At 50.6% G+C, this 21,995-nt stretch carries 18 protein-coding genes and 1 riboswitch; of the genes, 16 read left to right on the forward strand and 2 right to left on the reverse strand.

Annotation, left to right across the window (positions count from 1 at the left end):
- Nucleotides 1-47 precede the first annotated feature (47 nt).
- A complete protein-coding gene (locus tag LQZ19_RS03830) occupies nt 48-1,667 on the reverse strand; it encodes an ATP-binding protein (protein ID WP_411046328.1) in 1,620 nt (539 codons plus the stop codon).
- 71 nt (nt 1,668-1,738) lie between these two features.
- Nucleotides 1,739-1,935, forward strand: a riboswitch (cobalamin riboswitch).
- A 139-nt stretch (nt 1,936-2,074) separates the two neighbouring features.
- Between LQZ19_RS03830 and LQZ19_RS03835 the strand changes: the two genes are divergently transcribed.
- The 16 genes from LQZ19_RS03835 to LQZ19_RS03910 all read left to right on the forward strand — a co-directional run bounded on the left by LQZ19_RS03835 (nt 2,075) and on the right by LQZ19_RS03910 (nt 20,764).
- Nucleotides 2,075-3,847, forward strand: coding sequence for a fibronectin type III domain-containing protein (locus tag LQZ19_RS03835; protein ID WP_411046329.1), 1,773 nt, complete (start codon nt 2,075-2,077; stop codon nt 3,845-3,847).
- Nucleotides 3,848-3,878: 31 nt separating this feature from the next.
- Nucleotides 3,879-5,426, forward strand: coding sequence for an SUMF1/EgtB/PvdO family nonheme iron enzyme (locus tag LQZ19_RS03840; RefSeq protein WP_411046330.1), 1,548 nt, complete (start codon nt 3,879-3,881; stop codon nt 5,424-5,426).
- Nucleotides 5,423-5,950 carry a hypothetical protein gene (locus LQZ19_RS03845; protein ID WP_411046331.1) on the forward strand — a complete coding sequence of 176 codons (528 nt, stop codon included), beginning with the start codon at nt 5,423-5,425 and terminating at the stop codon, nt 5,948-5,950. The genes LQZ19_RS03840 and LQZ19_RS03845 overlap by 4 nt, the downstream gene beginning before the upstream one ends.
- Entirely contained in the window at nt 5,937-7,934 is a 1,998-nt protein-coding gene (locus LQZ19_RS03850) for a TonB-dependent receptor plug domain-containing protein (RefSeq protein WP_411046332.1), read from the forward strand. The genes LQZ19_RS03845 and LQZ19_RS03850 overlap by 14 nt, the downstream gene beginning before the upstream one ends.
- Nucleotides 7,927-8,832, forward strand: coding sequence for an ABC transporter substrate-binding protein (locus tag LQZ19_RS03855; protein WP_411046333.1), 906 nt, complete (start codon nt 7,927-7,929; stop codon nt 8,830-8,832). Before LQZ19_RS03850 ends, LQZ19_RS03855 begins: the two co-directional genes overlap by 8 nt.
- On the forward strand, nt 8,819-9,832 hold the full coding sequence (locus LQZ19_RS03860; protein ID WP_411046334.1) for a FecCD family ABC transporter permease: 1,014 nt from the start codon (nt 8,819-8,821) through the stop codon (nt 9,830-9,832). The genes LQZ19_RS03855 and LQZ19_RS03860 overlap by 14 nt, the downstream gene beginning before the upstream one ends.
- A gap of 9 nt (nt 9,833-9,841) precedes the next feature.
- Nucleotides 9,842-10,618 carry an ABC transporter ATP-binding protein gene (locus LQZ19_RS03865; protein ID WP_411046335.1) on the forward strand — a complete coding sequence of 259 codons (777 nt, stop codon included), beginning with the start codon at nt 9,842-9,844 and terminating at the stop codon, nt 10,616-10,618.
- Entirely contained in the window at nt 10,615-11,121 is a 507-nt protein-coding gene (locus LQZ19_RS03870; protein ID WP_411046336.1) for a bifunctional adenosylcobinamide kinase/adenosylcobinamide-phosphate guanylyltransferase, read from the forward strand. The genes LQZ19_RS03865 and LQZ19_RS03870 overlap by 4 nt, the downstream gene beginning before the upstream one ends.
- A complete protein-coding gene (gene cbiR, locus LQZ19_RS03875) occupies nt 11,118-11,882 on the forward strand; it encodes a cobamide remodeling phosphodiesterase CbiR (protein ID WP_411046337.1) in 765 nt (254 codons plus the stop codon). The genes LQZ19_RS03870 and cbiR overlap by 4 nt, the downstream gene beginning before the upstream one ends.
- Nucleotides 11,869-12,915, forward strand: a complete 1,047-nt coding sequence (cobT, locus tag LQZ19_RS03880) for a nicotinate-nucleotide--dimethylbenzimidazole phosphoribosyltransferase (protein WP_411046338.1) — start codon at nt 11,869-11,871, stop codon at nt 12,913-12,915. The genes cbiR and cobT overlap by 14 nt, the downstream gene beginning before the upstream one ends.
- A complete protein-coding gene (locus LQZ19_RS03885) occupies nt 12,915-13,730 on the forward strand; it encodes an adenosylcobinamide-GDP ribazoletransferase (RefSeq protein ID WP_411046339.1) in 816 nt (271 codons plus the stop codon). Before cobT ends, LQZ19_RS03885 begins: the two co-directional genes overlap by 1 nt.
- Before the next feature lie 73 nt (nt 13,731-13,803).
- Entirely contained in the window at nt 13,804-14,895 is a 1,092-nt protein-coding gene (locus tag LQZ19_RS03890) for a hypothetical protein (RefSeq protein ID WP_411046340.1), read from the forward strand.
- Between the two features lie 215 nt (nt 14,896-15,110).
- On the forward strand, nt 15,111-15,800 hold the full coding sequence (locus tag LQZ19_RS03895) for a TetR/AcrR family transcriptional regulator (RefSeq protein ID WP_411046341.1): 690 nt from the start codon (nt 15,111-15,113) through the stop codon (nt 15,798-15,800).
- A gap of 3 nt (nt 15,801-15,803) precedes the next feature.
- Nucleotides 15,804-18,467, forward strand: a complete 2,664-nt coding sequence (locus tag LQZ19_RS03900; protein WP_411046342.1) for an efflux RND transporter permease subunit — start codon at nt 15,804-15,806, stop codon at nt 18,465-18,467.
- Nucleotides 18,468-18,491: 24 nt separating this feature from the next.
- Entirely contained in the window at nt 18,492-19,286 is a 795-nt protein-coding gene (locus LQZ19_RS03905; protein ID WP_411046343.1) for an outer membrane lipoprotein-sorting protein, read from the forward strand.
- Entirely contained in the window at nt 19,286-20,764 is a 1,479-nt protein-coding gene (locus tag LQZ19_RS03910) for a hypothetical protein (protein WP_411046344.1), read from the forward strand. Before LQZ19_RS03905 ends, LQZ19_RS03910 begins: the two co-directional genes overlap by 1 nt.
- A gap of 4 nt (nt 20,765-20,768) precedes the next feature.
- On the opposite strand, the gene LQZ19_RS03915 is transcribed toward LQZ19_RS03910, so the two are convergent.
- Nucleotides 20,769-21,899, reverse strand: coding sequence for a DUF362 domain-containing protein (locus LQZ19_RS03915; RefSeq protein WP_411046345.1), 1,131 nt, complete (start codon nt 21,897-21,899; stop codon nt 20,769-20,771).
- Nucleotides 21,900-21,995: the final 96 nt, after the last annotated feature.

Consider the following 21,995-nt stretch of genomic DNA (forward strand, 5'->3'; position numbering starts at 1 on the left):
CTAGTATAATAAACTAGTTAGTTTATGTCAAAACCCGGTGTTTTCGGCTAACACCCCACCACGGTGATTTCTTCATCCTGTATCCATTTAAGCCGCTCGCTCCAGGGGAGTTTTCCGGAACGGCGGTCGAAGATCACCAGATAACAGTCCGCCGCCCCGCCATCGCTGGAACGGAGGGCACGCTTCCCCGGTGTGGGAGCAAAGTTGTCACGGTACCGGAGGATCTGCTTCTTTCCTTCGGCCTGTACCATCTCAAAGGTTCTGTTTTGCCGGAGCAATTTGACTTCTATAATATCCCAGGAGCCGTTAAACTCCACCGCCAGATCCATCCTGCCCCGGCCTGCGGCATATTCCCGTTCAATTCGGCCATGCCCATTGGTAACCCGCTGGAGGAAGGCCATGAGGAGCAGGTGGGGGAAGGCTTCCGGGTAATCCGCTTGCTGTTCCCATATTTCAGAATTATTCCGCCAAAAATCTTGGAATTCCCGAAGCAAGTTTTCCATATCCAAGGTTCCATCACTTTTTTGCCATTTCCACTCAGGTTCGGGGATAGCCATTTGAGTGGCAAAGGTTATCTGCCGGGCAATCACTTCCCGGTAGATGGGGTTAGCCACGACAGGGCTGCCTCTTTCAATGGTTACCAAGCCTAAATCCAGACAGAGCCGGAAGGGTTCCCCGGCAGCTAAACGGGTATCCGGCTCGCCGGTTATCAAGGTTTCCATAACACTGCGTATAGCGGGGTCCTCCAGCCGGTAGGCCAGGGCATCCAGGTGGGTTTCCCGGGCCTCAATCATCTGCTTGCGGGCTTCCTGGATATGCTCAATGGTTACCGTCTCGGCGCTGTCCTCGTCCAATATCCGCATGGTAGCCCGTTTGAACAGGGAATTGACTATCCAAGGCTGGCCTTTGGACTGCTCGTAAACATAGTCCAGGGCATCCTGTGTGATCTGCTGGCCGGTTTCTTGTGTGCGCTGGGCAAAGAGGCGATTCACATCGTCCTTTTGAAAATTGGATAGGGTTGCGGAATCTTCTTTGATATTGAAGGGAGAGCCGGGGTTAGGGGCCACACCGTCCTTGGCGGCGGTAATATAGTCCTTCAGGTCCCGCATACCCACCAGGGCAATGGATGCGGGGAATTGCCCCACCCCCCGGATGGCAAAGCCTCCCCGTAGTTGACGAAGAAAGCTGATTAAGGGTTTGCCCTGTAAAACATCAACCTCGTCAAAAAGGACCACCAGCGGTTTGGGAGCGACCAATGCAGACCAGTTCCGTAATATATTGCTCAATATGCTATTGGTATCAATGGTTGATATTTCCGGAACCGGCAAATCCGACGAAGAGGCGTATTCCTGGATAGCTTCACAAATCCCCGGCATTGCCTTTTCTGTCTCAGTAACCCCCTGACAACGCTCCACGCTTACATAGCAGGCAATAGCCCTATCGCTATCACCGTTGTTGCTAGCAACGTTAATATCCCTGGCCCAACTTTGTAGAAAGGTCGTTTTCCCGGTTTGTCGGGGGGCATGAAGCACCCAATAGAGCTGATCCCGGATATACCGGTGTAGTTGGGCGCCGCCGAGACGCTCCTCCGGGGGGAGCATGTAGTGCATCTCGGGCCTGCAGGGGCCGGTGGTATTGAAAAATCGTACGGGTCGTTTGTCCATCATTTACAATAATAGTCGGATTCTATGAAAATGAAAAGAACTGTCCGTTAACTTGACAAATACCCGACTCAAACCGTATACTTTGCATGTATATTTCAAAGGAAGAGGGGCCGGATCGTAAGTGATTCGGAGAATCCCCCGCTAACCCGTAACTGTGATTGGGAAGATCCATCATAGACGGTCACTGGGCATAGACTAAAGAGTCCGCCTGGGAAGACCGATGGAGAACAGCCCATAAGCCAGGAAACTTTGATATACAACAATTTTTCGGGCTTCGAGGATAGAGCCATGAGAAAAATGCCGAATTACTAATCCGGCATTTCTTCTGCAGGGGACGGCGAACCAAAGGTTCAGCGGATTAAAGTCCGTTTCCGCTCCCAGGCTCCTTTTCTTCGGAAAGGAGTAAACCCATGTTTAAAAGAAGGTCTTTCTTCTCGGGAGCGGCGTTGTTTGTCTCGGCGTTACTCGTCACCGCGTTATTTTTTACCGGATGCCCCGGAAGCAGTCCGGGTCCCCGGGCGCCGCAGGAACCGGCCGCGCCAGGATTAACAGCCCAGGATACCCAGATTAAGGTAGATTGGGCCGAGGTGGTCGAGGCGGAACAATACCTAGTGTATTATGCCTCCGCCGGCGACGGCGATACTCCGCCCACAACTGCCGCCACAACTATCAATGCGCCGGCTCTTACCCATACCATAACCGGTCTTACAAACGGTAACGCCTATAATGTGTGGCTTAAGGCAAAGAATGCCGCCGGAACTTCGGGCTTTAGTCCCAAGGCAACTGCAACGCCGGTAGCGTCGGTTGTTCCCCCTGCTGCTCCGGCGGCTCCCACGGTAACTCCCGCAAATCAATCCCTTGAGGTTTCCTGGATCGCCGTTGCCAATGCGGTGAGCTATGAGGTGTATTATGCCCCCGCAAGTGATGGCGAGACTCCGCCTGCTACTGCTACAACTATCAATGCGCCGGCCCTTACCCATACCATAACCGGTCTTACTAACGGTACTACGTACAATGTGTGGCTTAAGGCCTTGAATTCCGCCGGTGGTTCGGGCTTTAGTCCCAAGGCCAGCGGGACGGCAGCTCTGCCCGCCCCGACGAATGTCGAGGTATTTGCTGGGGATAAAATACTGGCGGTAACTTGGACTGCCGTTGCCGGAGCTACAAGTTACGATGTGTATTATGATAGCACTACTACTCAGCCTGGTACTGCCGACCAAACCGTAACCAATACATTTGCAGACATTACACTTACCGCCAATGGTACCTATAATGTGTGGGTCAAGGCGAAGGTTGATTCCATCACTTCGGTCGCTAGTCCTATGGCGAGCGGGACGGCGGCTGTTCTGACTATTCCCCCAAATATTCTTGCGTACCATCAATCGGAACTTACAAGTTATTCCTATAATTTTACCGCCGATGGCTTTGAAATAGATAATGCCACAAAAACCTATTACCAGTATGACGACAGCGCCCTGTCAGTAAGTTTTGCGGGAACCATCGTTAAGGTTATTGAGGATAACAGTACCGATGGAAGGATCATAATAAAAATTACCGATGCCGGTTCCTGGTTTAAGACGGTGGGTCATTACTATGCGGTGGCCTATAAAAACGCGTCTTCCTTTGCGGTGAAACAGAGTTCTGCATCCAGCGCTGACTATACGGACCCCATAAACAACGGCCTTCCGACATTGGCAGAAGCAATCAACGAGTATACTGTGGAAAAGGAATATTTCGGTTACTATGGCGACTATTATTTTCATGCCGCATCGGCTACCACTCTGGGAGATTTGAAAGGGAAGTGGTACTATGAGGATTATGATATGTATGTAGTTATCGATGGCACTTCCTATATCGAATTCATGGACGGGGAGGACTATGACGGTGTGTACGATAAGGGCGCGGATGATGATGATATGCTGAGCTTAAAGGGTGATATTGTGGATCATACCTCAACCGGCAATGCTTCGGGGATTTTGTATATCAAGAGCCTTGCAAGTGATCTAGTCACACTTGAGAAATACTTTGCTGTTGCATGGGCTGAGTGGGAGGGTAATGCTATCACATTCATGAACCCTTCGGATCCATACGACACACTGGAAGCTGCAAAAGCGGCAAAAAACAATCCGGCAAACAATGTTCAATTTGATTCTGATGGATTTTTTGACTATATAAAACAATAGCTTTTAAAGAGTATGAGGTAAAAGAGGAATCATGAAGTACCGATTTACAAAGTTTTGTTCAGCAGTCTCGTATGGTATGGTATGGTTCCTCTTTGCCCTACTCTTCATCGCTTGCCCCGGCCCCACAGACCCGGAGCCGGGTCCTCTTCCTCCCCCCGTAGCGCCGGCTGCGCCCTCGGTTACTGCGGGGAACCAGTGGCTCACCCTGAACTGGGAGGCGGTCCTCGAAGCCGATGCCTACGAGGTTTATCTTAGTGAAACGGCATCGGTTCCGGGTACTCCTCTGCAATCGGTAACGGTTCCGGCGGCAACTCTTACCGGTTTAGTTAATGGCACGCTCTATAATATCTGGGTCAGGACAAAAAACAGCAACGGTACAAGTGGCTTTAGCCCTATGGTTTCGGGGACCCCGAATTTAGCCGGCCCCTGTCCTTCCTTAGTCAGGGGGGATGGGACCATCTCGGTAAGCTGGGCCGTAGAAAGCGGGGTAGATTCATATATCCTGTATAGCAGTACTTCAAATAACCCCGCCGCCGCCGTTCAACACGGTTCGTTTACCGGAAGCGGAACGGTCGTCAGCGGTTTGTCTAACGGTACAACCTATTATTTTTGGCTTAAAGCGGTATCCGGGGGAAACACCAGCGTCTTCAGCGAAGGATCCTGGGAAAAACCCGAGGCGCCCCCCGCAGTCCCGGCAAATTTCTCCTATATCCCTGGCGGAACCGTATCAGGCAGCGGCTTCTATGCATTCACCGTTACGGTTCCCAATAATCCTGCCTATAATAACCCGGGGGCAGTATCGCTGCGAAGAGGCGTCTTTGTAGAGGGCCGTACCGTTTCTTTCGATTCTTTTTTCATGGCAAAATACGAAACCACCCAGGAACTATGGTATACCGTTCAGCAATGGGCGCTAGGAAACGGTTATTCTTTTCAAAATACTAAAGGCAACCCTGCGGAGTCTAACAAAAATAAACCGGTGGTAAACATCAGTTGGCGTGATGCTATCGTCTGGTGCAATGCCTACAGCGAAATGACCGGCAAGCAGCCGGTGTACTGGGATGGCGGTAGTGTTCTCAAGGATTCCCGAACTACCAATGGGACAGCCTGTGACAATGCGGTAATGGATTTGACCAAAAACGGTTACCGCCTCCCTACCGAGGTTGAACGGGAATTTGCCGCCCGGGGAGGGAATCCGGGGGCAGCGGATTGGATGTATCTGTATGCGGGCAGCAACAATATTGAAGATGTAGCATGGTGGCACGGAAACGCCGCCTTTGAAACGAAGACGGTAGGAACAAAAACAGCGAACCGGCTTGGTATTTACGATCTCTCCGGTAATGTTCAGGAATGGGGCTGGGACTGGATGTTTTACACCGTGGATGTCACCGCCGATACTCCTCCAACCGGGGCGGCACATAATCAAATAGTAAACGGCAAAAATGGCGGAAATCAAAAACCCTTTAATGGCGGCGGCGTTGGTTCCAACTCCACCTTATCCTGTGTAAGCTACCGCTGGGGGTCCGAGCCGGATTACAAGGATGGCTATGTCGGTTTCAGGGTAGTCTGCAAGGCGGAATGATGAAATTGTCAGGATCAGTAAAATTATTCCCCCTTCTCTTTGCAGCTTTCCTGGCGCTATCCGGCTGTGATATCTACGGAACAGTCGGCGGTAGTGATATTAATATTCCCGGAGGGCTGCCCTTTCAGCTTCAGGGGGAATGGGTTTATTTTTCCTACGGTAATCCCTCGGATTCTTACACGATTACCGATACTGAGATAATCTACCATGATGAAGCCGGCGACGGGACATTCGGGTATGCCGGGACAATTCGGTTTATTTCAAATTTCGATAGATCCTCCGGGGTAATCATCATTGAGTATACCATCCGCCCGGCCTATGACGGATATAACGGGAATGATTTTTTTGCAATTTATTACCGGAATTTGACCGCCAATACGATGCAGATGGCTAATAGCACCATTCTTCCCGACAATAACTGCCCGGATGTAAAAACCCTGGATGAAGCGGTTGGGAAATTTACCCGTATGCAGATGGGAAAATATGTAAATTGGAGTATTGTGCAGCCCTATGAAAAACAGTAACGGTGCGTTATTCCTTGCCATCCTTTTAGGGTGTTTCTCACTTTTCCCCCTCTATGCCCAAGACTCGTCCCTTGAGGAAGATTTTTTCGATGAAGATTTCCCTGTCATGGAAGACGAGGGGCTTACTATTGTGGGAACCCCGGAGACCACCCAACAGATGAAGACCCTCGCCAGGGAGGACATAGAAAAGGCCAATGCGGCGGATCTGCCCACCCTGTTAGAGGATCTGCTGGGAATGGGCGTAACCCGGTACGGCGCCTACGGAAGCGGCGCCGATGTAAACATGCGGGGTTTTGATACGGAACGGCTCGCCGTGCTTGTAGACGGCGTCCCGGTCAATTCCATCCGCTCCGGCGAATTTGATTTTAATACGGTGGACATTAATTCCATAGAACGGATAGAGGTTACTTACGGCGGCTCCGATACAAAATACAATGTCTCCGGCGCACTGGGCGGAGTTATCAATATTATTACGGTAAAAAAACAAAAACCCGGATGGAATATTAGCGGAGGTATTTCCAATACCTCTGTTTTACCGGGACGTTACAATGGACAATACGGCGGCGTTGTGGATCCCCAATGGAAGGATCTCGCGGATACCCAGAATATACATATTGCCGGCGGATACGGAGCGGAAAAATATTCCCTGCGGGGAAATCTTTTTGGTAATCTTGCGGGAAACCACTTCCTGTATCAGGATAATTACGGGTACGCCAGGCATAAACAGGGAAATGAAGTTTGGGATACCGGCGCATCAGCATCCTATATACGGGATCTGGCGGATCTTTCAAAATTAATCCTCTCCGGCGATGTTTATTATGGAGATAAGAATATCCCCGCATCGGGATATACCTCGGAGCACGCCAAGGAGATTGATTTTTCAACCCGGCAAAAGATTCTGTTGGATATGCCCCGGATATTTCGGGATGATCTTACCATGGAAACAAGCCTTGGGCACAATTGGGGGACCCTGGACTATGATCCCGGTACGGAATCTTCCTTCCACGATGAACATGTTATTAGCGCAACAAACCGCTGGAACTGGTATCCCTTTGAAGCGCTTGTCCTGCGGCTGGGCGGCGATTATAGTTTCATATACATTGATTCCACCAACGACGGCACACACCTTGACCATAGGGGCGGCCTCTATCTTGCCGGAGAATATCAACTCAACCGGGTTTTTCTAATCGCCACATCTATTAAAGGCGCAACTAACGGTAAACAGATAGTGCCGGTTCCTAAAATCGGTTTTTCCTGGAAGGCTGCGGATTTTTTTACCTTGAAGAATAATTATTTCCGTAGTTTTAAATTCCCCGACTTTGACGATCTGTACTGGGTTCAGGCAGGGTTCATGGGAAATCCGGATCTGAAACCGGAAGACGGTATTGGCGCCGATTTGACTGCGGAATTCCGTTTAAAGGATTGGTTCAGCCTGGACAGTACCCTTTACGGAGAATGGACTGAGGAGTCCATCCACTGGTCCAATGCTGCAGGTTCCTGGCGGCCGGAGAACATCGGTGTGGGAGCTTTCCTGGGGTGGGATACCGGTGTGAAACTGAACATTCCGGTATCCTTGGGGCCTATTGAAAAGATCGGCATATCCCTTTCATATCAATTGCAAATAAGCCGGCTCCTGAACGGGGATTTGAAATTCTCCGATGGGATACGGATTCCGTATATGCCCATGCACATCGTCAGCATTTCTCTGGATATACCCTGGAAAACAGGGAATGTACTTATTTCCGGTCGTTTTGAAGACGCCCGTTTTGCGGAAGTTAAGAATATTATCAAACTGGACCCCTATTTTTTACTTAATATGACTATAAATCAAAGGTTGAATAATACTATTACTATTTTTACGTCCTTGCGAAATATACTTAATACCCACTATGAATCCTTTGCAGATTACCCTATGCCGGGCATCTCCGTAACCCTGGGTATGCGTGTAAATTTTGAATCGAACCGGGAGAAACCTCATGACTAAGCATCTTTGCCTTGGCTTTTTAGCAGTATTATTACTATCAGGCTGTGGCCAAAAAACCGCCCGGCTCCTGATAGACCGGGGCGGGAATACCGTATCCATCTCCGCTCAGATCAACAAGATCATATCCACCGCTCCTTCCAGTACGGAAATAATCGCGGACCTGGGTTTGGCGGATAAACTGGTTGCCATAGATAAGTATTCCCTGGATGTGGAGGGGGTTAATCAGGATCTTCCCCAGATAGATTTTTTCTTCCCCGATGCGGAGGCTATAATCGGTATCAGCCCTGATATCATAATTTCCAATGGGCATAATAATCTGGGTGCCGGGGATGATCCCTTTAAGCTGATCCGGGAGGCGGGTATCCCCGTGGTGTATATGCCGCTAAGTCCCGATATAGAGGGTATATGTCAGGATATTGAATTTATGGCGGATATGCTGAATGTGCAGGATAGGGGGAAAGAGCTGGTACGGTCTTTTAAAGCGCAGGTTGAGGAAATAGCTGCCATAGGGAGAACCATAGAAAACAAAAAAGCGGTTTATTTTGAAATATCCCCGGCGCCGGATCTCGTGTCCATCGGGCATAATACGTATTTGCATGAAATGATGACCATCATCGGGGCGGTTAATATATTTGCTGATCAGATAGGGGTGATCTTTCCCAGTGCGGAGGCTATACTGGACCGGAATCCCGATGTTATAATTACCAATATTCAGGAACGGTATAATCCTGTAGAGGAAATAAAAAACCGGGAAGGGTTTGTGCATATCACCGCGGTAAAGAACAATGCGGTTTACCGGGTGGATAACAACTCTTCATCAAGGCCCTCGGCGCGTATACTGTTGGCGTTAAAACAGATGGCAAAGGCGGTGTATCCGGATAGGTATGAAGAATTCTAGAAAGATACTCATCGGTTCCGTCCTCGCCCTTGTAATAGTATGCGCCGGAGCTTCCTTCGGGAGTTCTAATATCCGCATATACGATACCCTGCGGATCATTGCCGAAAAAATTCTGCCCCTATCTTTTACGGAGGGCATCGATCCCCGGGATGTATCCATAGTCTGGCTTTTGCGCCTGCCCCGGGTTCTGCTCGCCTTTATTGTAGGCGGTTCCCTGGCCATGAGCGGCGCCGTGGTCCAGTCGATCCTGAAAAACCAGTTGGCCTCTCCCTTCATACTGGGCGTTTCCTCCGGCGCGTCTTTGGGAGCTGCCCTGGTTATGCTCACCGGGTTTGCGATACCCCTGGTGGGCGGGTTAACCATGCCGGTGGCGGGGTTCCTTTTCGGTCTGTTTACGGTTTATATCGTTATCTCCTTTTCCGCAAAATTGGATAAGACCATGTCGAACAATACTATCATTCTCTTTGGTATGGTTTTTACTTTGTTTGTAAACGCCCTGCTCACTACCCTCATGGCCCTGTACCGGGAAGAATTAAAAAGTCTCATAACCTGGCAGATGGGAAGTTTCTCCCTCAAAGGCTGGTCCTATGTCCGGGTTATGCTTCCCTTCTTCATAATTGGAACCCTTGGCATTATCCGCTACACTAAGGAAATGGATATCCTCACCTTTGGGGATGATCAGGCAAAGTCCGTTGGAGTGGAAACAGAAAAAGTGCGGAGATGGCTGTTTGTATTTTCCACCATACTCACCGGAGCGGCGGTTTCCTTAAGCGGAACCATCGGCTTTGTAGACCTTATCGCCCCCCACATGGCGCGGAAAATTGTGGGGTCAAACCATCGCCATGTGATACCCATGTCTTTTATTTTAGGCGGTTCCCTGATGGTGGCAACCGACCTCATTGCCAGGACCATTATTTCCCCGTCGGAATTACCCGTGGGCGCCATAACGGCGCTCATCGGCGCTCCCTTCTTTGCCTGGGTGTATTTTAGGAAAAGGTAGGCGCCGAGTATGCTGGAAATAAAAAATCTGAACAGCGGATACGATGGGGTCGATGTTATACACGATATCAACCTAAGGGTGGAGAACGGGGAATTTCTCTGCATCCTGGGTCCTAACGGCTGCGGTAAGAGTACCCTGTTAAAATCTATTGCCCGTATCCTTGCGTACCGGGGGAACATCATTGTTGATAAGCGCGAACTGTCCTCTTTCAACAGAAAGAGCCTTGCAAAAAAAATAGCCCTCATGGGGCAGAGTTCGGAAATTTATTTTCCCTACAGTGTTTATGATACGGTCTCCCTGGGGCGTTACGCCCATACGGAAGGTTTTCTGAAAAGCCTTTCTGTGGAGGATAAGGACATAATTGCGGATATTCTTGTCCGGCTAGGAATTTTTGGCGAGAAGGACCGGATGATAAATGAGCTTTCCGGCGGTCAGCTGCAGCGGGTGTTTTTAGCCCGGACCCTGGCGCAGAATCCTGATATCATCCTGTTGGATGAGCCAACCAATCACCTGGATCTGAAGCATCAGGTAGAATTACTGCAATATCTCTTACGCTGGGCAAAGGATAATAATAAAACGGTCATCGGAGTTTTGCACGATCTGAACCTGGTCCACTATTATGGGGACAATGCCGCAATTATGCATAATGGAAGACTGGTGTCCTACGGCCGCCCGAAACAGGTTTTGAACGGAGAAACCTTAAACGCTATTTATGATATGGATATCCGCAAGTTCATGCTGGAATCCTTGGAAAACTGGCGTAACACTCCGACGGGGGAAGCATGATCATACTTATCACCGGGGGAATTAAATCGGGGAAGTCCCGGCGAGCTCTGGACATAGCCGTACAGGAATGGCAGGTGTCGCCGGAGTCGCCGGTTTCCTTTATTGCCACCGCGGAAGCCCTGGACGATGAGATGAAACTCCGTATAAAGCGCCACCGGGCAGAGCGGGTGAACCTTGGGTTTACCACCATCGAAGAACCCCTGGAACTGGATAAGGCGATTGCCGCCGCGGGACAACGGGCGCTGGTGGACTGCTTAGCTCTGTGGGTAAACAACATCATATACTATAAGCGGGAGGACGATTTTCCCCGGCTCCTGGAATCTTCGATTAGTGAAATGAAGGATTGTATCGTTGTTACCAACGAGACGGGGCTGGGGAATGTTCCCTTTGATGAAACCACCCGGCGTTACAATCTGCTCCTGGCGGAGGCCAACCGAAGGATCGCCGCCGCTGCGGATCGGGTGGAGCTCATGGTTTCCGGTATACCCCTGAGGGTAAAATGATGGAACCACCCATGGCAGGTATCTTCCCCAAGGCCCGGCTTTTGGTTCCTTCCTGGGTTATCCCCGGTACCTATCTGGAAAATTTACGATTCCTGGAAGGCAAGAGTGAAATTCAGGGTGTAGAATTACTGTTTTTTATATACGACGATGAAATTCGGGATCAGCTGGATGCCGAATGGGAGGGGATAAAACAATTTGCAGACCGCTTTGTTTTTACCGCCCATCTGCCGGACCCTCTTTTACCGGAACACGAGGAACTGGTGAACAGGCTTAATCCCATGGTACGTAGTTTTATTGTTCACCCAGGCCCACCGGAAGACGCCCCGGCCCAGGGAGCCCTGGTCAATGGCTGGGCGAAAAAATATCCGCCTGAAGCCGGAGCGGAGGGCTCACCCTATCGTTTCCTTGCGGAGAACACCAACGCCGGAAGACTTGAAGCACTGCTGCCCTATTTGGAATATTTGGGGATATGTATGGACACGGGGCATCTGCTCATGGACGGGAAAAGCCCGGCGGAATTTTTTAAGGACCATTCGGATCGTATCGGGGAGATACACCTCCACGGCGTTGATCGGGAAAAGGCAGCCATTGACGGACGCTTAGCGGATCACCGGCCGGTTCGGGCGGAGGAAAAATGGTTTGGGGAGTTGTTCCCCCTTCTCAAGCAGTTTACCGGGAACATAAACGCGGAAGTTTTTTCCTGGGAAGAAGCGGCTGCCGGGATAAACTCAATTAGGAAGTATACATATGGAAAACATTAAAGCTGCGATTGAAGCGCATTTGGACGATCTTACCAAACCCCGGGGTAGCCTGGGGAAGCTGGAGACCTATTGCGTTAAGATGGCGGAGATACAGGGACGGGTTCCCCCCAAGCTTGAAAAAAAGGGAATCTACGTATTTGCGGGGGATCATGGCATTGCCGCAGAAGGGGTGTCCCTGTACCCCCAGGAGGTTTCCCGGCAGATGGTGCTCAATATCCTTGCGGGGGGAGCGGGGATAAACGCCCTGGCGGGGGGAACCGGATGGGATGTCACCCTGGTGGACGCAGGGGTGATCGGGGAAGATTTTCCTCCGGACAATGAAATAAAGCCGGTGTGTTCCTTTGTACGTGCGCGGATTGGCAGCGGCTGCAGAAATAGTTTTAAGGAAGATGCCCTTGCCCCGGAGGAAACCGAAAGGGCCCTGGCCCGGGGGAAAGCCCTGGCCCAGGATGCGGCGGACCGGGGGCTGGATATGACCGCCATCGGAGACCTGGGTATTGGAAACACCAGTACTGCGGCGGCCATGCTTGTTGCCGCGGGTTTTAATATCGACGACATGGTAGACCGGGGAACCGGTATTGACGATGCAATGTTGAAGCATAAGCTGCAGGTCATACAGGGCGCCGTGAAAAGCAGAAATCCTCCCAAGGATGGGAGATCTATACTTCAAAAGCTCGGTTCCTTCGATTTTGCCATGATGGCCGGTTTCATCCTGGGGCTTGAGGGCAAGGGTATTGCCTGTGTCCTCGATGGATTCCCCGTAAGCGCCGCGGCTTATATGGCGTATATGATAAACCCCAAGGTTCGTGACTGGCTTTTTGCGGGGCATCTTTCCAAGGTCGCCGGCCACAAGCCGCTGCTGGAACATATGGGACTGGACCCCATCGTGAACCTTGATATGCGTCTGGGGGAAGGTACCGGCGCGGTCATAGGCGGGCATATCGTTGAGCTGGGAGTCCGGGCAGCCCGTGAGATGGCGTCCTTCTCCCAGGGCCGTGTTTCGGACAGCGAAAAGGCGGAAAAAAAATACTGATGTTCGACCGTTTCCTTTCAACCTTCAGTGTGGTTTCCCGTATCCCGGTTAAGCTCAAGTTTACCTTTGATCCTTCCCGGATGGATTTCTATCTTCCCGTTACGGGAATTTGCCCAGCCCTGGTAGGATTTCTGTTATTTGGAGGATTATCCTTCCTCTGGGACAATCCCCTGCTTACCGGTATCATTGTTCTTATAACCCAGTATCTTTGTTTTAATCTTTTCCATCTGGACGGGCTCATGGATACTGCGGATGCTTTTTTAGGAACCGTGGACCGGGAAAAGCGGCAGGCCATCTTAAAGGATTCCCGCACCGGCGTGTACGGGTTCTTTGCGGGATTTTCTGTACTCTCCTTGAAAATTGCCCTCCTCTCCGCCCTTTCGCCGTTTATCTTCCGGTATCCCGCAGTAATACTGGCCTATCCCCTCTGCGGCAGATTCGCAGCATCCCTGATCCCCTGCATGACTAAACCGGCAACCCCCGGCGGTCTTGGTGCGCTGACCAGGGACTCAAAGCCTATCCATTGTGTCTTGGGCATCATCACCGCTTTGATACTCTGGATACTCCTTGTCTGGGGCCTGCTAAATCTGGCCGGGTTATTTATCCCCTTGAGTTTCGATACAGGTTTTTTAGACGCTGATGCTTTTCTGTCGTTTCTCCCGATGATATTCATTGGCCCCCTTACGGCGTTGTTTTATGCGCGGCTTTACGGAAAATCCCTGGGAGGTTATACCGGAGATGCCCTTGGCGCGGCGGTGGAAACCGGGGAAATTCTGTATTTGCTGGCGGCTTATATCATTCTGGGATGTTTGTAGACTTGATCAGCATTTGGAAACATGACATAATTTTATGAATTGTTACGAAAACCGATTTTTAAAGGAGTATAAAATGAAGAAAGCACTATCTCTAGGCTTATTAATTCTATTGCTAGGTTCTATTTCGCTTTTTGCGGATGATGCCAAGGTAATGCCCGCCCGTTTGGGCCGGTTTTATCTAGCCCCCACCTATGCCTTCGGCCCCGGTGTATACGATTGGACAAACCCAAGTACTGGCAAGAAGGAAAGTGGTTATCACAGCTACGATGATGATGAGGGTGCTCTGAAGTCGGCCTTCAACCTCGGTTTCGCTCTGGAGTACGGGATTATTGACTGGATAACCGGTGCAATTCAGTGGGCGCCGGGCGTGACCATAGCCTCCGATGTGGATGCTGCGGTTGGTACATCCGATGTCAATGCTAATGGCTTGGCGGATATTTTTGTAGGGGGCAAGATACAGATTATTGGTGAAAATGCGCCGGTAAAATCTTCTCAGCTCCGCTTTGCCGTAGGGCCGGGGGTTAAGATTCCTTTGCCTGGACCGGACTTTAAGGAGCAGGCTAAAAACGCTACCAAGGGGGATGATGTAACCGCCTCCAATGGGGATTACCATGTCCTCGGCGCCGGCGCCCGGCTTTATTTTGACTATCTTATCAACAAGAATTTCTTTATCGATCTATACAGTGAGTTTTTGTTCTATCCTATAAAGCAAGACTTGGAAGAGAGCGGTTTTAAAGAATACAAGACGTTGGAGGGATATAAGGCAAGTTTTGCAAATGCCGATGCAGAGGTTAGTTACGGGTATGATTTAACCTTTGAACTGGAACCAGCCTTCACTACCACCATCTCCCCGGCCAAGCCGATTATCTTTACCGCCGGGCTTCCAATAAATTATAAATATACCCCCGGGAAAAGTTATTCCGTTTCGGGTATCCCAGTACCAGCATATGCAACTGCCTTTGAGAAAGCTTTAGATGCCATTGGTGGAGACCCCACGCAAATACTTACCCTAAAGCCCAATGTTTCATTCTTCTTTCTTTCCTGGCCGCTGCCCACGGAATTTAAGCTGTCATATTCCGTGCCGGTTTGGGGAGAGAACCTGATGGCCAAACATTCCATTACCCTGCAGGTCAAAGCTTATTTCAGGGTCGGGTCTGCAAAGTAAAACCGGCATACTAAGCTAATAAACGGCGTTTTCAGATAAAAATTCTGGAAACGCCTTTTTTATCCCATTTTCCCTTTTTCACCTCCTGCGCCTTAGCGGTTAAAATTTTTTGCCGGAAATGCTTGACATTTTTTCCCCAATGGCTTATTAATGTTTGTAGTGGCATACAAACCGATGGAAATATACTGACCGTCGGTCATCAAAAAGGGGATTCCGTGGGGATATTTGAACGGAAGGGGCGGGAAAAGGCCGAACGCCGTAGTTTAATCATGGGCTGCGCCAAGAAGCTTATCCTTGAATATGGGGTGGAAAAGGTAAGCATGGAGGACATAGCCAAGCAGGCCGAGCTGAGTAAGGGCACGCTGTACCTCTATTTTTCCGGCAAGGACGAGCTCTTTAGCGAAATCTGCGAAGAGTCGGCAGCCAGGTTCAGCGAATACGTGCAGTCCCGGCTGGAGGGGGGTATCTCGGGTCTGGAGGCGCTCAAGCGGTACTGGTTAAGTTACCTGGAGATGTATGGGGAATCGGAGGACCTTTTCATCCTCTTTAATATGCGGCAGTTTTTGGCTCCCGCGGATTCTTTTATTTCCCTTGAGGAGAATGCCGGGACCGCTTCCTATGTGTTTTATCACCTGATAAAAAAAATGATCGAACAGGGGATAAGCGAAGGGACCTTTGAAAAGGATATCGAAAGCGGCCTGGTGGTAAAGACCATCATTGCGCTTTTTTCCCAGGCGGTGGAAAACGCCGCCAAGCTGCCCAGGGCGGCCCGGAAATCCGCTCTTATTATTGATGAGTTAAAAACGGTTTTTCAAATTATGCTCCGGGGAATAGCCCGGGTAGAAATCGATCGTTCTTGTCTGGTCCTGCCGGACTTGAGTACGTTTAATAAAAATAAGGATTAGGAAATGAAATTTTTACCAAAATTGTTTAAACACCCCTGGCTTATCGTTGTGGTTATCGGAATCATTACGGTTTTTTTTGCATTCCAGCTCCCTCGGGCGGCGCTGGATAACAACAATATGCGCTTTGTCCCCGAAAACGACGAGGCCCGGGTAACTTCCCAGTATATTGACGATACTTTTGGCAGTTCGTCTTTTGTACTGGTGGGGCTGGAGCGGAACTACGGTACCGTGTTTGACGGAAAATTTATCCAACGTATCCGGGACTATATCGACAAAATAGAAAAGAATGTTGAGATTATCGGAACCATTAATTCTATGGTTTCATCGGATTACATCGCCGGGGAAGGGGACGCCATTGTGGTGGAAAAACTGATTCCCGGTGATTTTTCCGGAACCCCGGAAGAGACGGCGGAACTCAAGCGGCGGCTCCTCTCCTGGGATATGTACCGCCGGGCCCTGATCTCCGACGATTTTACCGCCACCCAGATTCTGGTTACCCTGGACATTAGCAGCGAGGATGCGGGAAAACCTGAGGTGGTGGACAGTTTTATTCAAATCCGGGACATAGCCCTGGACATGTTTGACGGCATGGCGGATGTCTATGTCACGGGGATTCCGGTGATCAGCGCCACCATCAACGAGGCGGTCCGGGCGGATCTGGTACTGATGATACCCCTGGTGATTGTGGTGGTACTCCTGGTGCTTTTCTTTTCCTTCCGCCGTATCACCGCAGTGGTTCTGCCTCTGCTCACGGTACTCATCGCCGTGATCTGGTCCATGGGGGCAATGCCCCTTTTTGGGGTACAGCTTTCGGTGATCTCCACGGTGCTGCCGGTGATCCTGGTGGCGGTGGGCAGCGCCTACGGCATCCACGTGGTAACCCATTACATAGATGAAATGGGGCTTAAGACTGAAATTACCAAAGAGGAGCACCGGGAACTGGTCTTTGCCCTGCTGCGGAAGATAGGCAAGGCGGTATTTCTGGCGGCGTTAACTACCTTTGCGGGGTTCGGCTCTTTCATTTTTACATCGGTGCTCCCCATTCGGGAGTTCGGCTGCTTTTCCGCCTTCGGCGTCCTCGCCTCCTTTATTGTGGCGCTTACCCTGATCCCTGCGCTGTTCCTTATCCGTGGTCCAAAGCCCATGAGGGCCCTGGTCAATCCAAGGCTGGGAGATGCGCCGGAACTGGCGGACCCATTAAGCAATGCTATCGCCGATGCCTTTACGGGCATTGCGCAGAGAAAACGCTCTGTCATGATAATAACTTCCCTAATAGTACTGCTCTCGCTTTATGGCGTGTCCAAGGTGATTATCGATAATATTTTTGTGGAGTACTTTAAAAACACCACCGACATATCCCGGTCGGACCGGTTTATCCGGGAGAAATTCGGCGGCTCTAAGGTGGTAAGCATCGTCATGGAAGCGGATAACGCAGAAACGCTGCTGAGCCCTGCCAGCCTGTCCGCCATGGATAGCCTGAACGAGTATCTGCAAACCAGGGTAGCCCTGGTGGGTAAGGCCATGGGTTTTACGGACCTGATCAAGCGGGTCAACCAGGTCTTTAACGCCGATGAAAGTCCCGACGGTATTAAGCCCCGTACTGCGGCTCCGGTGGATGCCGGGGACGGCTTTGGTTTTGGCGCAGCCGCAGGAAACGACGACGATTTTGGTTTCGGGTTTGGCGAAAGCCGTGGTGATGAGGTTGATGACAATGCCTGGACAGCCGCAGCTTCGGAGGCAAATGACCGGGTCTACACCATGGGTGAAGTTCTGGCCCTGCTGGAAGGGGCCGCAAGTTCCGGCCTTAACCGGTCTCTGGACGCCAACGATCTTATTTGGGAACTGCAAAAGCAGCTTAATTATAACGGGGCCTCCTATTACGAAATCCCGCTTATCCCCGAACGGTACGGGAAAACCCGGCCCGAAGAACTCCAACAGTTGGTGTCCAATTATCTCATCCTCCTTTCGGGTAACCTCGATTCCTACGCCAACGATGCCCTGGAACCGACGGCGATTAAAACCACCATACAGCTCCGCGCCATGGGGGAAGAGGATACGGGCCGGGTAATCCGGGAGATTAGACAATATGTCAGCGCCAATTTTCCCAAGGACATTAAGGTTACCGTGGGAGGGAGCGCCCTGGTGGAGGCTTCCCTTAACCGGCTGGTGGTCCAGTCCCAGCTTATATCGGTGGTAACATCACTTTTTCTGGTGCTCCTCATCATTGCGGTATCCAATCGTTCTTTGGCGGCGGGGCTTATCGGCATAGTTCCCCTGACCATTTCCATCCTGATTAACTTTGCGGTGATGGGCTTTTTGGGAATCAAACTCAATATCGGTACCTCCATGGTGGCCAGCGTGTCCGTGGGCATAGGGATAGATTATACCATCCACTACATCGAAGCCTATAAACGGGAATACCGGGCAAGCGGCGGCAAGGGTGATTATTTACGGCGGACCTTTGCCTCCTCCGGCAAGGCGATTATGATAAACGCCGTTTCGGTTGGCCTGGGCTTTGCGGTGCTCCTCCTCTCCCAGTTCGTCATGCTGGAAGATTTGGGGCTCCTTATCGCCCTGACCATGGGTACCAGCGCCTTTGTGAGCCTTACGGTTATCCCCGTATTGCTGCTTGTCTTTAAACCAAAATTTGTACAGGGGAATCTTTAATAAAGTTTCAAGGAGTTATACAAAATGAACAGAAGAACTAAAATCATTTTTACAGTGATGTTGCTCGGAACCGCAGCCGCGGTTTTCGCCCAAACCGGCGATGCCGCCGCCATTGTGGACAAATCCCGGAACCGCATCAGCGCAACGACCATTTCCACCAGGTCCCGGATGGTGGTAAGCGCCAAGGACGGTTCCACCAGTAACCGTATCATCGACCAGTATTCCAAGGATGGTTCCAAGGGAGAAAACCGGGTGGTGGTGGAATTTAAACATTCCAGCAACCCTTCCAATATCATTAATACCCGGTTCCTTACTATTGAAAACACCGGGGGTAACGATGATCAGTGGATCTTTCTCCCTTCTCTGGCCAAGGTGCGGCGTATCGCCGCCTCGGAAGGTTCCGGAAGCTTTGTGGGAACCGATCTTTCCTATAGCGATATTTCTTCTGCAAATCGCAGTCCCGACCTTGATATCCATCGGATTTTGCGGGAGGAAGAATACCGGGATAAGCCCTGCTATGTGATCGAGTCCACCCCCAAAGACAGTTCCTACCAGTATTCTAAAATGATTCAGTGGATAGACAAGGCTAATTCGGTGAATTATAAGATTGAGCTTTACGATAAAAGGGGGACCCATGTTAAGACCTTGGAAATTCTGGAACTCAAGGATGTTCAGGGAAGACTCAGCCCCATGGTCACCAAAATGAGCACCCTGACCGAGGGAAGTTCCACCACGGTTAATGTGGATCGCCTGGAATACGACAGCGCTATCCCCGAATCGGTTTTTACCCCAAGATATCTGGAGACCGGGAGGCCCTAATGAAACGTTTCCTTTTTTCGCTTTTGGTTTTAAGCCTTGTTCTCCTTCCGGGGAAGTGGTATCTCCGCTCTGACGACGATTTTGGTTTTGGCGGTGATACCGGTTCCGATGAGGGTTTTGGCTTTGGCGGTGGGGCATCCTCTGCGCCTTCTCCTGTCCTTTCCGGTGTGAAGATAGGTGGTGAAGTATCGGCGGAACTCCTGGGCTTTACCGATGATTTTGAAACGGCGGATAAAATAAAGCAGGGCCAATTGGGGGATGTTTTTTCAGGAATCCTTAATTTTTCTGCCTCCGGTTCTGCTGCGGATGCGGTGATCAACCTGAACCTGGTCCCGTCCGCTTCTCCATTGACCATAGATGAAGCCTATGTGCGGGCTTACTTTGGTCCGGTGAACATTGAGGGTGGCATCAGGAAGCTTACCTGGGGTAGGGCCGATAGCTTCGGCCCCCTGGATGTGGTTAATCCCCTGGATTATTCCGACCTTACCGAAATATTCGACCCCGTACACGTAAAAATTGGGCGGCCCCTGGTACATGTTTCGTGGGGTATCGGTAATTTCTCTAAACTGGAAGGGGTCTTTGTCCCCGGTTTTCAGGGCCATCGTTTTGCCATGGAAGGACGTTGGGCTCCGTCGCAGATTACCGGATTGGTTCCTTCCCTGGCTGCGGGATTGAAGGCAACTTTGAGTCAAAACCCATTGATCACACCATCCCAACTCGCCGGCATGTCGGGTTCCCTTGATGCTTGGCAACAGGGTGTTGATCCGGAAGATTACTATCAGACAGACACATCCTCTTTGCAGTACGCCCAGGCTGGCCTCCGGTTTACCACCACCATAGGTTCATCGGATTTTGGGGTGCAGTATTACTACGGCAGGCTTCCGCGTCCCGCCATGGATATAAGGCTTGACAGATATTTCGCCAGCTATGATCCCGAGGATATTTTATCTATTGGTTATAACGACTACCATCAGATCGGCATTGATTTTGCCCGGGTTATCGCGGGCTTTAATGTCCGGGCCGAGGCGGCGGCCAATATTACTGAAGATCTTGATGGAGACCGGGGTGATATTTACAATCCCTCCGTGGCTTGGTCCCTGGGCTTTGACCGGGATATCGGGGGGGTCATTGTGAACCTGCAAGTTACCGAGAGTATACTCCTCTTCCAGGATCAGATAGGGAAGGACCCCAAGATCATTGATACTGAGGATGGAAAGGATGTGACCGCCACCAGGCTTACCCTGATCCTTTCCAAAAAGCTTTTTCGGGATAAACTTGAACTCAAGGCCGTAGGGCTTTGGGACATTGAGGATGAGGCTTGCCTCATTATGCCAACCATAGCCTGGACTAACAACGATGTATCCGTTGAATTAAGCGGCGGCATTTTTGGCGGTATTTTTGGTTTCTCTGATGATGGTGAACTGGGTCAGTACCGCGATAACCATTTTGTTAAAGCGGTACTGACGTACAGTTTCTAAAGAACTATTTTACAGTGATCAGCTCGTAAGTCCCGCTGCCCAGGCCGATTTTTTCTGCATGGGCAATCTGGACCCGCCAGTCCGTGGTGGGATGGATATCCTTAAGGTGATCCTCGTTTCCGTTGCTGTCCTTATGCGTATGTTCCCGTTCAGAAAGAATACTGGTGGGAATCGCCGGAGCGGAGTTGACCGCATCAATACAGGCGTGGTCCAGGGCAACGGGGTCAAAGCTGGCGAAGATCCCGATATCCGGGACAATCGCAGCATCGCTTTCCCCGTGGCAATCGCAGTAGGGTGACACCTGGTTTACCACACTGATGTGGAAATTGGGCCGCCCGTGCAGTACCGCCTGGGTGAATTCGGCGATCTTGCTGTTGAGGGTATCGTTACTGGTACCGCTTTCGTTTGAAATGGCATGGAAATTACAGACCCCGATACAGCGTCCGCAGCCAACGCAGAGATTATGATCGATCCGGGCCTTTTTGTTGCTGTCAAAAGTAATGGCGTTCTGATTACAGTATTTAGTACAGGTCTTACAGCCGGTACACGCATTCTGGTCAACCTCGGGCTTGCCATCGTTGTGCATGAGCATCTTGCCCGCCCGGCTTCCGCTTCCCATACCGATATTTTTCAGAGCCCCGCCGAAACCGGCGCCCTCGTGCCCCTTAAAGTGATTCAGGGAGACAACAATATCCGCATCCATAATTGCCCGGCCTATCTTGGCGGTCTTACAGTAGATCCCTCCGGGGATTGGAACTTCCACATCATCGGTACCCTTGAGCCCGTCGGCAATGATGTTCTGTACCCCCGTGGATAAGGGCGAATAACCGTTCTCAAAGGCTGCGTCCATGTGGACCAGGGCATTGTTGCGCCGTCCCACATAGAGGGTATTGCAATCTGTCAGGAAAGGCTTGCCCCCAAGAGTTTTGATTTTGTCCGCTACCACCTTGGCAAAATTGGGTCTGAGGAAGGCCAAATTTCCCGGTTCTCCAAAGTGGATCTTAATAGCCACATACTTCTGATTAAAATCAATTTGCTCAATACCGGCCTTTTGGATCAATCTATCCAATTTGTTCAGCAAACTGTCTCCGACTTTACAACGCATATCGGCAAAGTACACCTTTGATGTTCCCATTCCGATACCCCCTTTCCATGGTTTATGAAATTTATTATCCCGCTATAATACAGGGTTCCGACGGAACCCAAAACCTACCGGACATGCTAAACATGT

The sequence above is a fragment of the Treponema primitia genome, assembly GCF_046533075.1.
Classification (GTDB): domain Bacteria; phylum Spirochaetota; class Spirochaetia; order Treponematales; family Breznakiellaceae; genus Termitinema; species Termitinema primitia_B.

Coding starts and splice junctions, on each gene's coding strand:
- LQZ19_RS03830 (WP_411046328.1), bottom strand. CDS start 1,667: ATGATGGACAAACGACCCGTACGATTTTTCAATACCACCGGCCCCTGC.
- LQZ19_RS03835 (WP_411046329.1), top strand. CDS start 2,075: ATGTTTAAAAGAAGGTCTTTCTTCTCGGGAGCGGCGTTGTTTGTCTCG.
- LQZ19_RS03840 (WP_411046330.1), top strand. CDS start 3,879: ATGAAGTACCGATTTACAAAGTTTTGTTCAGCAGTCTCGTATGGTATG.
- LQZ19_RS03845 (WP_411046331.1), top strand. CDS start 5,423: ATGATGAAATTGTCAGGATCAGTAAAATTATTCCCCCTTCTCTTTGCA.
- LQZ19_RS03850 (WP_411046332.1), top strand. CDS start 5,937: ATGAAAAACAGTAACGGTGCGTTATTCCTTGCCATCCTTTTAGGGTGT.
- LQZ19_RS03855 (WP_411046333.1), top strand. CDS start 7,927: ATGACTAAGCATCTTTGCCTTGGCTTTTTAGCAGTATTATTACTATCA.
- LQZ19_RS03860 (WP_411046334.1), top strand. CDS start 8,819: ATGAAGAATTCTAGAAAGATACTCATCGGTTCCGTCCTCGCCCTTGTA.
- LQZ19_RS03865 (WP_411046335.1), top strand. CDS start 9,842: ATGCTGGAAATAAAAAATCTGAACAGCGGATACGATGGGGTCGATGTT.
- LQZ19_RS03870 (WP_411046336.1), top strand. CDS start 10,615: ATGATCATACTTATCACCGGGGGAATTAAATCGGGGAAGTCCCGGCGA.
- cbiR (WP_411046337.1), top strand. CDS start 11,118: ATGATGGAACCACCCATGGCAGGTATCTTCCCCAAGGCCCGGCTTTTG.
- cobT (WP_411046338.1), top strand. CDS start 11,869: ATGGAAAACATTAAAGCTGCGATTGAAGCGCATTTGGACGATCTTACC.
- LQZ19_RS03885 (WP_411046339.1), top strand. CDS start 12,915: ATGTTCGACCGTTTCCTTTCAACCTTCAGTGTGGTTTCCCGTATCCCG.
- LQZ19_RS03890 (WP_411046340.1), top strand. CDS start 13,804: ATGAAGAAAGCACTATCTCTAGGCTTATTAATTCTATTGCTAGGTTCT.
- LQZ19_RS03900 (WP_411046342.1), top strand. CDS start 15,804: ATGAAATTTTTACCAAAATTGTTTAAACACCCCTGGCTTATCGTTGTG.
- LQZ19_RS03905 (WP_411046343.1), top strand. CDS start 18,492: ATGAACAGAAGAACTAAAATCATTTTTACAGTGATGTTGCTCGGAACC.
- LQZ19_RS03910 (WP_411046344.1), top strand. CDS start 19,286: ATGAAACGTTTCCTTTTTTCGCTTTTGGTTTTAAGCCTTGTTCTCCTT.
- LQZ19_RS03915 (WP_411046345.1), bottom strand. CDS start 21,899: ATGGGAACATCAAAGGTGTACTTTGCCGATATGCGTTGTAAAGTCGGA.